Origin of the sequence: Staphylococcus sp. NWU MKU2 (assembly GCF_033283605.1) — a bacterium.
GTDB classification, from domain to species: Bacteria; Bacillota; Bacilli; order Staphylococcales; family Staphylococcaceae; genus Staphylococcus; species Staphylococcus haemolyticus.
Genome location: NZ_JAVSMH010000003.1, coordinates 229,431 through 243,126 on the forward strand (window position 1 = coordinate 229,431; position 13,696 = coordinate 243,126).

Here is a 13,696-nt window from a genome sequence, read left to right on the forward strand (position 1 = left end):
AAGGAGTTCATTATTATGAGTGAATTTTTAGCTGCCATTGTCGGAGGTATCTTTGCGCTAATTGGGACATTTTGGGGAATTAAATATCAAATCACTAAAGAGAAAGAAGAAAAACGTGAAGATTATAAAAATGATATTTTGAGTATGATAGATTTAACTGCTTATAAAGCATCTAAAATAAGTAAAATTCATTTAAGTGAAACCAATGCTCTAATAAACAAGCCGCAAACGTTAGAAAAATGCGATGACGTGGAGGAACTTTTTGTAAAATTAGACGATCAAATTCAAGAATTATTGGGTACTATGAGTCACCATGAAGAGGAATCTAATAAACCTATTCGTGATTTACTAAATTGCTATGAATCATTGGAGAATTATATCTCTAAATTTTCTATAGCTGCAAGAATCTATAATGATAAATACGAAACAAACTCTGACGATAAACGCGTTATCATCGTGAGAACCAAAGAGAAATTAGATCGTAATATAAATACGTTCATAAATGATTTACGTCAATTTTCTAAACATCACTTCAATCACGATATGTACGAACCAACATTAAAATTCGAATCTGATTAAATATAATCAAACACCTCCAATATCAGTACGATGACACACTGACATTAGAGGTGTTTCTTCAACTCAACTTTCATTTTCAAATTGGATATGTTTCTTTTCATAAAAATAATTAACTGCATTAATTAAAATACCTAGAATAATAATGCCGCCTGACACAAAGGTAATCATTAAATAAGGTAAACCGATTGATAATAAAATTGAACCAATAATGGCACCTAAGAAATTTGCCACATTAAAGATTGACGCCGCTAATGTACTCGCAAGTAATGGTGCTTCTTTGGCACTTAATATAATCTTACTATTTAATAACGGTGTCGTACCAAATGTTCCAAATCCAAATAAGAAACATATAATAATAGCTAAAATCGCATTATGCACGAAAGTGACAAATAATACGATGGTTAAAAATAGTAATAAAAACGTATAAAATAGATATTTTGTCAGTTTAGGTTCTGGCACATCCCTGTAATTAAGTTGCCTAACACACCGCCTAACCCAAACATAAATAGACAAATTGTTAATCCTACTATTTTAAAAGGTGCGAAGTCATGTATCATTGGTTCCATAAACGTATATGTTGTGAATACGCCAGAATAACCAAAGACGATAATAGACATCACGATTAAAATGTGTGGGTTTTTAAACACTTTTAGTTCATTTTTTACATTAGATTCTGTACTTAGAGATACATCTGGTACAAACTTCAACATACCTAGCATTGTAATAATCGCTAAACCAATCATAACGCCAAATACGGCTCTCCAATTCGCAAAGCCACCTAAGAATGATCCGAATGGCACACCAATCATAACCGCAATTGTTAATCCTGCTTGGACTAATGCGATGGCTTGCGGTTGTTTACCACGAGGTGCAACGGCTGCAGCCACACTCATACACACGCCAAAGAATGGTGCGTGCATTGAAGCTGACAACAATCTTGATAACAGCAATACTTGAAAATTGGGCGCCAACATCCCTACCACATTACTACCTATAAATATGGCAACCAAAATGGGTAATAAGCGTTTGGCACGAACATTCATTGTGAATATACGCATAAATGGTCCAATTAACGCAACACTCACAGCATATACACTGATTAATAAACCTGCACTTGAAATAGACACTTTCATATCACTTGCGATTTGAGTTAGTAATCCCGTTACAACATACTCTGCCATCCCTACTGTAAATGTACCTAACATGAATATGAAGAACATCATTCTGTTACCTTTCATCATTGCTACCTCCTTTTTTATCGCTCTCAAAAATAATACGAGTGCTATATTACAAAAAATTAGATACCATGTGAAGAGATTTGTTCAGATTTTTTTATTTTCTTAAGTCAGTATTCGCAAGTTTTCATATATTTTCATTGTATTAAAATTAAGACAATTTTAAAGATATAGTATTTCGAAAACCTTCCATATATGTAACATTTTCAATCAAAATATCGCTATGTTAAACTGACTAGCATAGGAGTGATATGATGTCTGAATCTAAAAAAGATAAATCCAAACAGCCACTTTGGGAACTCATAATTAATATTATCCTAGAACTATTTAGTGCGATCATTCGATTTTTCAAACATTTATTATCTTAACTTCTCTGGTGATGTGGCGAATAATTAATAATGATCAATGCTATTACAACACACAAGCCACCTATCATAATGTGCAATGTGAAAGGTTCACCTAACCCTATAATTGAAAAAATAGTCGAAAATAAGGGCACTAAAAATAGAAAACTGCTCGAAATCGTAGCACCTCGTAAATTTAAACTGCTAAACCATAATCCAAATGATCCAATAGACGCAGGAAACACAAGCCACCAAAACCATAACCATCCCCAACCATTCAATTGTCCAATGTGATAGTGCTCTCCTAACAATTGGCTAATCAAGAACATGATGATGCCACCAAATAATAGCTGCCATCCCGTTAATACCCATGCACCTTTATCAAACTTAAATTGCTTAGTCACGACAGTATTACATGACCAACATAGTGACCCAAGTAATGCGACACACGCACCCCACCCTAGCAATGTACGATCTACCCCTAGACATATCGTAACCCCAATTACACCAATCACGAGTGCAACCATTTTAATCATTGTTAAACGCTCTTTCAGTATAAAATGCGCAAGAACAGCTAACCATAATGGATTGGTAAACAGTAAAACAGCAGACATTGAAGAGGATACACCCAATGACATTGCTATATTTAATAATCCCATTGTTCCAGCCGTTTGTAATAAACCGATTGTAGCGACAAATATAAAGCCTTTATAACTATTATTATCAATAGATGGTAATGTGTTTTTGATGCCCCTTTTCAAAAATAAAACCAATAAGATAATGAATCCCGCGATGGTAAAACGCCATCCGCCTAGTAACATAGGTGGCACGTATTTAATTGAGATGAGGTACTTCCCAGTTGGAAAAGAAGAGCCCATACATATGGTCGTTAAAATAATACATATATAGAAGTATAAATTGGAACGTTGATGTAAATTCATAGATGTCATCTCCAGGTCATATATTAAAGATAATTAAGATATTCTTTATCTTTAATTAGTATTATAATGCACCCTTTCTATTTTTCAATCATAATATATAAAAATTTTATATTATATTTTATAATAAAAGAAACGTTTATCATTGGAGGACTGTTATGAAATTATCTATAGGATGGGAACAAGCCGTCTATGTTCTCTTAATGCTGAATCTACTATCAGAACATAGCGTGATGACCTCTACTGCTTTAAGTGATCGTTTAAATGTTTCAGATTCTTATTTAAAGAAGATTATTAAAGCTCTTGTTAAAGAAGGTCTCGTTAATTCTTCTACAGGCAAAAATGGTGGCTTTTCTTTAAATAAGCCTTTAAATCAAATCACATTTTATGATGTTTTTCTAGCAATTGAAGGTCGAGACGCGATCTTTTCTAGTCAGCAATTATTGAAGCCCTTCTTAGGTGAAAAGGAAGGTCAAAGAGCAGAAATGTGCGTAGTTAGTCATGCTTTAAATAAAATTGAAGCTACTCTAATTTCAACATTAACTTCTATTACGCTAGATGAAGTCAATCAAAACATCGTCACAAAATATCGTCTAAACGATCTAAACCAATGGGTCTTAACAAATAGTAAAACACGTTAAATCAAGCCTTCAGGATGTCTTACTTCAGACAACCCGAAGGCTACTTTTTATATCTACTTTGACAAAAAAATAAGTCTTTTTGACTAATATACTTGTCAAAATGACAAAGACAATGTAACGTAAAAGCCAAGGAGTTGATGAATATTGCGAAATCGTCTTAAAGAATTACGTGCTCGCGATGGCTTCAATCAAACACAACTCGCTAAACAAGCCGGTATCTCTCGGCAAACAGTTTCTTTGATTGAACGGAATGATTTTATGCCGTCCATTTTAACAGCCGTTAAAATTGCGCGTATATTCAATGAACCAGTTGAAAATGTCTTTATATTTGAGGAGGGAGATTTATGAAAGTAAAACGCTATCTTCTATTACTTGTACTTGGTGGCATTATTGGTGGTTTTGTGGGTTCTTCAATGGGAAGTATTAGTACTTTTCTATCAAATGTTAATTTTGCACATACCCATTTTGGGTTAATCACTTGTATCATTGCATCGCTAATTATCATTGGTCTTACATTTTATTTGTGGAAAGTTCAAAAAGATGCGCTTAAATTTAAAAATCAAAGTCTCAATTCGATTGAAGATGATGATGCTGATTTATTCGAAAAGAAATCCAACTTAAACTTCAATAAATCTAGTATCATCTCATATATTCAATTAATTATAAGTTTTGTTGCGCTTTTATTAATCGTCTTTGGCCATGGTTCAAATATTGATGTATTGTACGCAATCATCCCTTATATGTTGACCATCATACCTTCAATAATGCTAGGCTTTTTCAATCGTCGTTTCGATTCACGTTATCCTAAAATAGGAGAAAAAAATTATACTGAAAAAACCTTAGCACTATTGGATGAAGGTGAACGTCATATCGCTATAGTAAGTATGTATAAAAATTACGGAGTAAACTTAGCACTATTAATGTTCGCAATTATATTTTTAGGTATCTTCTCTATTGATACTGGCTCAAATCAAACATTAGGTATACTATTCTTAATCATTATTTTCGCATATAACAGCTTAGGTTATATGTTAAAAGTACGTAAATTTTACAAATCCTAGTTATTTATTAATTAATCTATATTATGATAAAAGTAACTAATCTTTAATTGAATTAAATCTAATACTAATCAACAGAAAGAGAGGATTATTATGGAACATCTATTGCAAGTGCAAGATCTCAACAAGTCGTACAAGAAATCGAATTTCCATTTGAAAGATATTTCTTTAACGCTTCAACCTGGCGAAGTGATTGGTTTAATTGGTAAGAATGGTTCAGGCAAATCAACATTGATTAACACATTAGTTGGTAACCGTTTTAAAGATTCTGGAGAGATTTCATTTTTTGATCAAGTTGTCTCAGATAAGGATTATGCATACAAAGAGCATATTGGTGTTGTATTTGATGACTTACGTGTGCCTGATAAACTCGAAATTAAAGATATGGATAAAGTTTTTGCAAATATTTTCAAAACGTGGAACAGTGATCGTTTCTTTGAAGTCATTCAGCGTTTCGAATTACCAACTAACGCTCAAATTAAGACGTTCTCAAGAGGAATGCGTATGAAAGCAGCCTTAGCCATGGCTCTAGCGCTTGATACAAAATTACTCATACTGGACGAAGCAACTGCTGGTATGGACGTATCAGGACGTGAAGAAGTCATTGAAATGTTGGAAGACTATATTTCAGAGGGCAATGGCATACTCATTTCATCTCATATTTCAGAAGATATAGAACATTTAGCTACAAAGTTAATCTTTATGCGTGATGGTGAAATTGTACTTCAAGAAAGCAAGGAAGAATTGTTAAATCAATACGGTATTGTCGAAGTTGATGAGCATGATGATTTAAATATTCCACAAGACATCATCATTGCATCAAGAGTGAGACAAGGTCAACGCCAAATCTTAGTCAAGGATTGGTCTAGTGTGACAAACGCTCACCCACTTAACACTATTGATGACGCAACAAAATTAATTATGAGAGGTGATAAATAATGAAAGGTCTAATTTTAAGTAGTTTCTATGCATCTAAAAAATCACTTATCACATATTTAATTGTAGCTATTGTAGCAAGTTTCTTATTCGCTTTTATAAATCCAGCAATGGCATGTTTCTTACCAATGATTTTCTTATTGTCACCAGTGACGGATAACTTAAAGCGAGAAAAAGATTCTAAATGGATGTATTATATTTCAACATTGCCAACACATCGAAGTGCTTACATTAAAAGTTATTTCGCATTTTATGGCATACTCATCTTTGTCGGATTAATTATTGGATTAATTGCAGTATTAGCGATACATCAGAATTTAATGTTAACACTTATTTCAGGATTAGTAGGTATTGGTGCGGCAGGCACATATGCTATCATGTTCCCGTTAACATTTAAATTTGGTCCTGAAAATTCAAATGTCATCATGATTTCAACATCGGTTATCGTTCTTATTTTATTCTTTATTATTTACTTTGGTGTTATTATGTCTGCCATTGTACGTTCAGGTTCATTCTCTGATTTAGGAACAAATCCTACAGATATACTCTTCATCGGATTATATGCAATACTCGGTTTAATTTGTTTAGTGGCTTCTTATTTCATTTCAATAGCCATTTTCAACAAACAAGAACTGTAATTTTTGAATAATAACATAGTTTAATATATTAATACTGGTTCTAAACACGAGGCATCAATTGCTATCAAGTGTTTAGAACCTTTTTCGTTTCTATTCTTACATGCGTCATTCCATCATTATAGGGTATGGATTACTAAAAGCTTTTAACAAAGGAGTCCTCATCTAATGGATATTCAAGCTATCGAACACTATTTAAATATTGATTCATCAAAATATCATGAACCTTCACTTGAAGCACTCAATTATTATATTAAACGCTATATGTTGACGGTTCCTTTTGAAAATATCAATGTCCAAAATGGCATGCCTGTTTCTGTAGAAATTAATGATTTGTATGATAAATTGATCAATCAGCATCGTGGTGGATTCTGTTACGAAATGAATCATTTCTTTGGGACTTACCTTGAAGAAAAAGGTTTCACCGTATATCGTATGTCTGCAACTGTAGAACAGCCTAATGGCAATCGCAGTCCAGAAGGTTCACACATGTCACTTGTTGTTCCAATTAATGATGTAAATTATGTTGCAGATGTAGGCTTTGGTGACTTACCTTTACAGGCCTTACCTATTACAAATATAGATCCTACTCATCCTGTTACAGATATTACAGGTGAATTCCGAGCAATTTCAGAACATGAAGAAACTTATAGCATTCAGAAACTCGAAGACGATAGTTGGATCACACGTTACGAGGCTCGTTTCCAACCTAAACAAATAGAAGATTTTGAAGATATGATTCAATATAATTCACAACATCCAGATTCTATTTTTGTACAACAACTTATCGTTACTCAACCACAATCATTTGGACGTGCAACGATGTCCTTACACCATCTTACGCTAAGCAAACAAGATGGCAAAGATAAATATGATGTAACTTCAGATAACTACCGAAACATTTTAAAGGAATACTTTAATCTTGATGTTAAAATCAAGCCACTAGAAGCATAATTTAATATGACCAGCAAGGTAATCTAGATTTAAGAGGTGTAATTATGACAAATATAGACATTATCGGTGCCAAACAAAATAACTTAAAAAATATAAATGTATCAATTCCGAAGCACCAATTAACAGTTTTTACAGGGCGTTCAGGTTCGGGTAAGTCTTCCCTCGTCTTCAATACTGTAGCTGCAGAATCTGAAAGATTGTTAAATGAAACATATTCAAGTTATGTGCAACATCAACTGACACAATATGAGAAACCAGACGTCGATCAAATTAAGCATCTTCCTGTCGCAATGATTATTAATCAGAAACGACTTGGAGGTAACTCTCGTTCAACTGTAGGTACAATTTCTGATATTTACGCGTCCGTCCGACTGCTATGGTCACGTATCGGCGAACCATTTGTCGGTTATTCAGATATCTTTTCTTTCAATAATCCTAAAGGTATGTGTGAAACATGTTCAGGACTAGGTTATGTTGAAGATATTGATTTAAATGAATTGCTTGATTATGATAAATCACTTAATGAGGATGCAATTAAATTCCCTTCATTTAGACCTGATAGTTGGCGAGGTAAACGTTATTTATATACAGGTTTATTTGATAATGATAAGAAATTAAAAGATTATACGAAAGAAGAAATGGATACGTTTTTATACACCGAACCAACTAAATTAAAGAATCCACCTTCAAATTGGCCTAGAACTGCTAAATTTGAAGGTCTTATTCATCGTTTCCGTCGTTCATTTTTACTCAATGATAATTTTGAAAAGAAACGTTTTAAAGAAGATATTGACCGTGTAGTATCGAAACATGATTGTCCTGATTGTCATGGACAACGTCTTAATGACACTGTATTAAGCTGTAAAATCAATGGCTTAAATATTGCAGAATTTACAAACCTACAAATCGATGAGGCGTTAGCCTTTTTAAGAAAAATAAAATCAGACAAAGCCCGTGTGATTATAGAGCCACTTAAGAAACAACTAGAAGCATTAAGTTATATTGGGTTGAATTATTTAACATTAGCGCGAGAAACAACTTCACTATCTGGTGGTGAGTCACAACGTATTAAACTCATTCGTCACCTTAATAGTCCTTTAAGCGACTTAGTCTATATTATTGATGAACCAAGTGTCGGACTACATCCAGAGGATATTCAGCGTATCAACGATATCATTCAATCTTTAAAGGATAAGGGCAACACAGTCCTCGTTGTAGAACATGATCCAGATGTTATAAAGACCGCTGATCATATTATTGATTTAGGACCTTTAGCAGGCAAAAATGGTGGTGAAATTACATTTACTGGCTCTTATAATGAATTACTCAGTTCGGACACAAGTACTGGTCAAGCGTTGAACCGACAGCATCAACTTAAAAAAACGCCACGTAAAGCGAAAGACATGCTTCAAATTGCTAATATTAGTCGCAATAACTTACAAAATGTCTCAACTGAACTACCTAAGCATGCAATGACTGTTGTTACAGGTGTTGCAGGTTCAGGTAAAAGTTCACTCATCACTGCAGGATTTGAACGTGAACAAGAGGCTATCTTTATTGACCAGAAACCTGTCCATGCATCAAATCGTTCTAATCTACTTACTTATTTAGATATCTTTGATGATGTACGTAGTTTCTTTAGTCAACATACTGGTCTTAAAAAGAGTATGTTCAGCTATAATTCAGAAGGTGCCTGTCCGGAATGTCATGGTAAAGGTGTTTTAAAAACGGAACTTGCATTTATGCCAGACTTTTCACAAGTATGTGAATTATGTGGTGGTACAAGATATCGTCCAGAAGTGTTAGAAGCAAAAGTAGAAGGCTATTCTATTGCGGATATTTTAGCATTAACCGTGGATGAAGCCATTGAGAAATTTAGCGACAGTCCAGGTATTACACGACCGCTTCAAGCATTAGCGGATACAGGATTAAACTATATGACTCTCGGACAATCATTAGATACCCTTTCAGGTGGTGAAATTCAACGTGTGAAACTAAGCCGTTACCTGACACAAGATGTGACCGATAAGATTTTTATCTTTGATGAGCCAACAACTGGGCTACATGAAGATGATTTGCCAATTCTAATCGATTGCTTTAATCATCTTATTGAAGAAGGCAATACGGTTATCTTGATTGAACATAATTTAACGATGATGACTCAGGCGGATTGGTTAATTGATATTGGGCCTTATGCTGGTGATAAAGGTGGCCAATTACTTTATGCGGGTGAACCTAAAGGCATTTTTGACATCGACAATTCCGTAACCGCTAAACATTTAAAACGATATATTGGCCAATAAATAAACTAAACAAATACCCCCACATGCTGATTAGACACGTGGGGGCATAATTTTGCCATTATGAATTTTATCTACACTTATAGTAACTTGTGTTGGTGCAACAATTCTTCGATATAGGTACCTTTTATTTTCTTCAAGAAAGCGTTAAGAGCGAGTTTCTGTATTTTGTTATGTTCTGAGAGTTCTGATAGATTTTTACCATCATTAAGTTCATATAAGGCATCCATCAATATACGAAGGTCGAATTCTGTTGCAACCACTTCAGGGACACCTCTATCTATGTCCAATAATTGGTATACTGCTTCCATAGCAGTCCTTACCGAATATTCAGTGGTAAATACAGTATCTCTTTCTGTTTCTGCAAAATTACCAATAAAGGCTATGTTGCGAGCATTTTTAGGCACGACAAGTGGTCTGTCTCCAACGGATCTAGGCATAAAATAAGAACAGATATATGGCATATAGACTGGTATCGTATTACATTGCGTTTTAGCGAGGTCTTCAATTTGATTGATAGGAACGCCCATATGATATAACCATTCTTGGCAAATTTCATTTCCACTGCATTCAGTGATAGGTTTATGGATGTAATCCCCGTTTACGTTTGAGTATAATGCATAGATCCAAACGCTCACCTCGTCTTCGGGTTGGCTTTTAAATTGTTGTTGACGATTAACAGTAAAACTCATTTGCCATTTAGAATCATTAACAGTAACAATACCACCAGTCACTGTCTTGCCGGCTAGAGGGTCTCGTTTACAAATTTGCTCGATTGTATTAATAATTGTCATGTTATTTGTCGTCGCAGTTGCTGATACAAACCAACTTTTATCTGGTAAACGATGATAGAACTTTTCGGGACAACCAAACTCAGGGCTCTGTTTGGCAAGATTACGCCATAACGTCCAACTACCACCGATTTCTTTTGTAGGGGGTGCGGGTGTGTTGTTATCTCCATAAGTTGAACTTTCAGTGATACTACCATTTGTAACAAATACTAAATCATCTGGCGTTAGAGGAATGATATCATCTTTACCTGAACGCTTAAGTTGTATTTCACGCGCAACCTTCTCTTTCGTTGTGATATCTACTTTGATATTCAACACTTGAACATCATATTGAAATTGCACACCGTGGGACTCTAAGTAAGCAATCATCGGAAGAACTAGTGATTCATATTGATTATATTTGGTGAACTTAAGGGCACTGAAATCTGCTAATCCTCCAATATGATGTACAAAGCGCATTAAATATCGACGCATCTCCATTGCAGAATGCCATGGCTCAAATGCGAACATCGTTTTCCAATAGATCCAGAAATTCGAATGCAAAAAGTCATTTGAGAAGACATCCGTAATCTTCACATCGTTTAATGTCTCTTCTTTCATTAAACATAAATGAATGATTTCTTTAATGGCTTGTGGCGTCAAAGTAAAATCACCATCAGTAGATAACTGATGCCCCCTTTTCTCAATAACACGACAACGTGAGTAATTAGGATCTTCTTTATTTAACCAATAAAACTCATCTAGAACGGAAGCATTATCCATTTCAAGTGACGGGATGGAGCGAAATAAATCCCACAAACATTCGAAATGGTTCTCCATTTCTCTTCCACCTCTCACAACATAGCCTTTTAAAGGAAGTTCATCTCCATCTAAACTTCCACCAGGTTTAGATAATTCTTCTAAAACATGGATTTTTGACCCATCCATTTGTCCGTCTCTAATCAAGAAACATGCAGCAGCTAGAGATGCTAATCCGGAACCAATAAGATAAGCTGATTTACGCTTTACATTTTCTGGTTTTTTAGGACGTGCAAATGCTTCATAATTTCCATTACTATAGTACATACGTATCACTTCCCAAGTTTTCATAGTTTTTAATTTTTAGATTGAAAAGTAGTAAACTATAAGTAATATTAAAGAAATTAATCTACCCTTCGATAGTATTATAAAATGACGAGGGGCAAGAATTGTGCGTCACTTATGTGTGTTTGTAACATAAGCGACAATTTATTCAAACTGTCCGATATGAGGAGTGATTAAGTTGAACAAACAAGATTTACGCGTCCAAAAAACACATCAAGCCCTAATTACTTCATTTTCTGATTTACTACAAACTAAATCTTTTGAACAAATAACGGTTCAAGACTTATGTGCAAAAGCAAATTTACGACGATCAACTTTTTATCGTCATTTTAATGATAAGTATGACTTGTTAAATCACGTTGTCGGCACGTTGATTGATCATTTTAGAGAGCTATATTTACCCGACATTAATCCCGACAATCCACGACAATTTTTTGAAAAATTGATGAGAGATGTTTTGACATTTATTCACGATAATAAAGACATTGTCCGTAGCGTTATAACACTCAATTTTTACGGCGAAGTTTATACTATTTTTTATGAACAAATCTATAAAGCAGTTCAAAAGCAAATTGAATTTGATCGACAGAGTGGTCAATTTTATGTAGATGTAACAATATATGGAGAATTTTTAACTGGAGGTATTTTGAGCGTCATCATGAATTGGATTCAACATGGACAACAGCAATCGATTGATAAAGTGACGAAAGAAATTGTTAATATGATATGTGGCGCAAGAGAAGTACATTTGAAGAAACTGAGCTAAAACGCCTTTATTTAAGATATTCATTATTTGAAAAATGTCGCCAAGATGAAAACTTAGCGACATTTTTTCTAATTTAATTTATTGATTTAGAACCATTTCCATTTTTTATCAGCAGCTACACGTGGATAATGACTGCCTGGTAAGAAGTCCCTATAATAATGAACATAAACTTTACCTTTACTATTGATAGCCAGATGCCATTTGGATTTGTCTTTAGGGACAACATCATATAAATCTTTTTTACATGATATTTCTTGCCATCTATCTCATGGTCTCCTTCAGTTAACACTTTCTTATATTCATATTTTTGACGATATTGTTTAATGATTTGATTACCTATTCTATTTCTATTGTACTTCGCATTTACATCACCAAAGTGTTTCACATTCATTATTGTTTCATTTAGACGTAATTGATCTTGCTTATTTGTTAGTGCAATGTTATAACCCTTATTACTTGTACCTGTCTTTAAGCCATCTGTACCAGGTAAATATAGTGGTTGCCCTTTTAAAGATAGATTCGTACTTTTAAAAGTATTTCCTTTTTGAGTATCCCGTGGCAACTTAGATATTTGTAATATCTGAGGGTACTTCTTAATTAACGCTTGCATTAAAAGGTTCATATCTTTAGCGGTACTTTTAGGGTAATCTTGTTTCTTAAATTTTGAAGGTGCATATTGATCTAATAAACTATTCTGCGCACCTGCTGGATTGACAAAATTTGTATTATCCATATTAAACGATTTAGCTTGTTGATTCATTTTATTAGTAAATGTATTATTATCGCCACTTACTTTCTCACCTAATATCATTGCTGCGGCATTACTTGATGCTAAAGTGGTTTGTTTAATTAATTCTTCAATAGTATACGTTTGACCTTGTTTCAATGATACTGATGATAGGTTTGGTAGGTTGGACATGGTAGCATACTTATTTGTAATTTTCACTTTGTCATTGAGCTTTAACTTCCCATTCTCAATCGCTTCATAAGTTAAATATAAGGTCATCATTTTAGACATAGAAGCAGGGTCAACCTGATTATTTCCCCGGTAATTATATAGAATTTGCCCTTGATCAGTAGTAAGCATGACACCACTAGGCTGATATTTCGTACTAATATTACTATTCTTTTCTTTATTAGCAATAGTTACTGGCGATTCACTCGCATCACTTATCGAAGTATGTAATAACGAAATCGTAGCGATAATACCTATTCCTTTTACAAATTTACCAAACAAAATATCCCCTACTTTTTTTAATATTAATAATGTTGCACAATACTTTTTATAACAATATTATAGGAATAATACAACTACATTCAAAATCATAACCACTTAAATATATTGTTGTTACTTACAATACATTTTTGATATCAATCAAATTTTGCCTGCTTTTAATGAAAAATTGAAACTCTGAGAACTACCATAATGCAATTCT

General features: G+C 33.8%; 12 protein-coding genes and 2 pseudogenes. 9 read left to right on the forward strand and 5 right to left on the reverse strand.

Annotation, left to right across the window (positions count from 1 at the left end; translation table 11 throughout):
- Nucleotides 1-15 precede the first annotated feature (15 nt).
- On the forward strand, nt 16-579 hold the full coding sequence (locus SBL15_RS07045) for a hypothetical protein (RefSeq protein WP_107613928.1): 564 nt from the start codon (nt 16-18) through the stop codon (nt 577-579).
- A 63-nt stretch (nt 580-642) separates the two neighbouring features.
- Here the strand turns inward: SBL15_RS07045 and SBL15_RS07050 are convergent.
- Nucleotides 643-1,817 (reverse strand): annotated as a pseudogene (locus SBL15_RS07050) (MFS transporter).
- A 361-nt stretch (nt 1,818-2,178) separates the two neighbouring features.
- Entirely contained in the window at nt 2,179-3,099 is a 921-nt protein-coding gene (locus tag SBL15_RS07055) for a DMT family transporter (RefSeq protein WP_107619585.1), read from the reverse strand.
- A gap of 155 nt (nt 3,100-3,254) precedes the next feature.
- On the opposite strand from SBL15_RS07055, the gene SBL15_RS07060 reads away from it, so the two are divergent.
- The 7 genes from SBL15_RS07060 to SBL15_RS07090 all read left to right on the forward strand — a co-directional run bounded on the left by SBL15_RS07060 (nt 3,255) and on the right by SBL15_RS07090 (nt 9,623).
- A complete protein-coding gene (locus SBL15_RS07060) occupies nt 3,255-3,737 on the forward strand; it encodes an RrF2 family transcriptional regulator (RefSeq protein WP_053016250.1) in 483 nt (160 codons plus the stop codon).
- Between the two features lie 144 nt (nt 3,738-3,881).
- Nucleotides 3,882-4,085, forward strand: coding sequence for a helix-turn-helix transcriptional regulator (locus SBL15_RS07065; RefSeq protein ID WP_011274640.1), 204 nt, complete (start codon nt 3,882-3,884; stop codon nt 4,083-4,085).
- Nucleotides 4,082-4,798, forward strand: coding sequence for a DUF3169 family protein (locus SBL15_RS07070; RefSeq protein WP_107611216.1), 717 nt, complete (start codon nt 4,082-4,084; stop codon nt 4,796-4,798). Before SBL15_RS07065 ends, SBL15_RS07070 begins: the two co-directional genes overlap by 4 nt.
- 90 nt (nt 4,799-4,888) lie before the next feature.
- Nucleotides 4,889-5,734: an ABC transporter ATP-binding protein gene (locus SBL15_RS07075; RefSeq protein ID WP_142813390.1), complete on the forward strand. Its 846-nt coding sequence runs from the start codon at nt 4,889-4,891 to the stop codon at nt 5,732-5,734.
- Entirely contained in the window at nt 5,734-6,369 is a 636-nt protein-coding gene (locus SBL15_RS07080; RefSeq protein WP_317955572.1) for an ABC-2 transporter permease, read from the forward strand. The genes SBL15_RS07075 and SBL15_RS07080 overlap by 1 nt, the downstream gene beginning before the upstream one ends.
- A 165-nt stretch (nt 6,370-6,534) precedes the next feature.
- Nucleotides 6,535-7,320 carry an arylamine N-acetyltransferase family protein gene (locus tag SBL15_RS07085; RefSeq protein WP_107611214.1) on the forward strand — a complete coding sequence of 262 codons (786 nt, stop codon included), beginning with the start codon at nt 6,535-6,537 and terminating at the stop codon, nt 7,318-7,320.
- A 44-nt stretch (nt 7,321-7,364) separates the two neighbouring features.
- Entirely contained in the window at nt 7,365-9,623 is a 2,259-nt protein-coding gene (locus SBL15_RS07090) for an ATP-binding cassette domain-containing protein (protein WP_107626189.1), read from the forward strand.
- Nucleotides 9,624-9,700: 77 nt separating this feature from the next.
- On the opposite strand, the gene SBL15_RS07095 is transcribed toward SBL15_RS07090, so the two are convergent.
- The gene (locus tag SBL15_RS07095) at nt 9,701-11,476 is read right to left on the reverse strand and encodes an oleate hydratase (RefSeq protein WP_107613932.1); all 1,776 of its coding nucleotides are present in this window, start codon (nt 11,474-11,476) and stop codon (nt 9,701-9,703) included.
- A 196-nt stretch (nt 11,477-11,672) separates the two neighbouring features.
- Here SBL15_RS07095 and SBL15_RS07100 point away from each other — a divergent pair, with 196 nt between their 5' ends.
- Entirely contained in the window at nt 11,673-12,260 is a 588-nt protein-coding gene (locus SBL15_RS07100; RefSeq protein ID WP_107611211.1) for a TetR/AcrR family transcriptional regulator, read from the forward strand.
- A gap of 86 nt (nt 12,261-12,346) precedes the next feature.
- On the opposite strand, the gene SBL15_RS07105 is transcribed toward SBL15_RS07100, so the two are convergent.
- Both SBL15_RS07105 and SBL15_RS07110 read right to left on the reverse strand, forming a co-directional pair.
- The gene (locus tag SBL15_RS07105) at nt 12,347-12,511 is read right to left on the reverse strand and encodes a DUF1958 domain-containing protein (protein WP_233664068.1); all 165 of its coding nucleotides are present in this window, start codon (nt 12,509-12,511) and stop codon (nt 12,347-12,349) included.
- Between the two features lie 188 nt (nt 12,512-12,699).
- Nucleotides 12,700-13,347 (reverse strand): annotated as a pseudogene (locus tag SBL15_RS07110) (serine hydrolase); the annotation flags it as partial.
- Nucleotides 13,348-13,696: the final 349 nt, after the last annotated feature.

Coding starts and splice junctions, on each gene's coding strand:
- SBL15_RS07045 (WP_107613928.1), top strand. CDS start 16: ATGAGTGAATTTTTAGCTGCCATTGTCGGAGGTATCTTTGCGCTAATT.
- SBL15_RS07055 (WP_107619585.1), bottom strand. CDS start 3,099: ATGAATTTACATCAACGTTCCAATTTATACTTCTATATATGTATTATT.
- SBL15_RS07060 (WP_053016250.1), top strand. CDS start 3,255: ATGAAATTATCTATAGGATGGGAACAAGCCGTCTATGTTCTCTTAATG.
- SBL15_RS07070 (WP_107611216.1), top strand. CDS start 4,082: ATGAAAGTAAAACGCTATCTTCTATTACTTGTACTTGGTGGCATTATT.
- SBL15_RS07075 (WP_142813390.1), top strand. CDS start 4,889: ATGGAACATCTATTGCAAGTGCAAGATCTCAACAAGTCGTACAAGAAA.
- SBL15_RS07080 (WP_317955572.1), top strand. CDS start 5,734: ATGAAAGGTCTAATTTTAAGTAGTTTCTATGCATCTAAAAAATCACTT.
- SBL15_RS07085 (WP_107611214.1), top strand. CDS start 6,535: ATGGATATTCAAGCTATCGAACACTATTTAAATATTGATTCATCAAAA.
- SBL15_RS07090 (WP_107626189.1), top strand. CDS start 7,365: ATGACAAATATAGACATTATCGGTGCCAAACAAAATAACTTAAAAAAT.
- SBL15_RS07095 (WP_107613932.1), bottom strand. CDS start 11,476: ATGTACTATAGTAATGGAAATTATGAAGCATTTGCACGTCCTAAAAAA.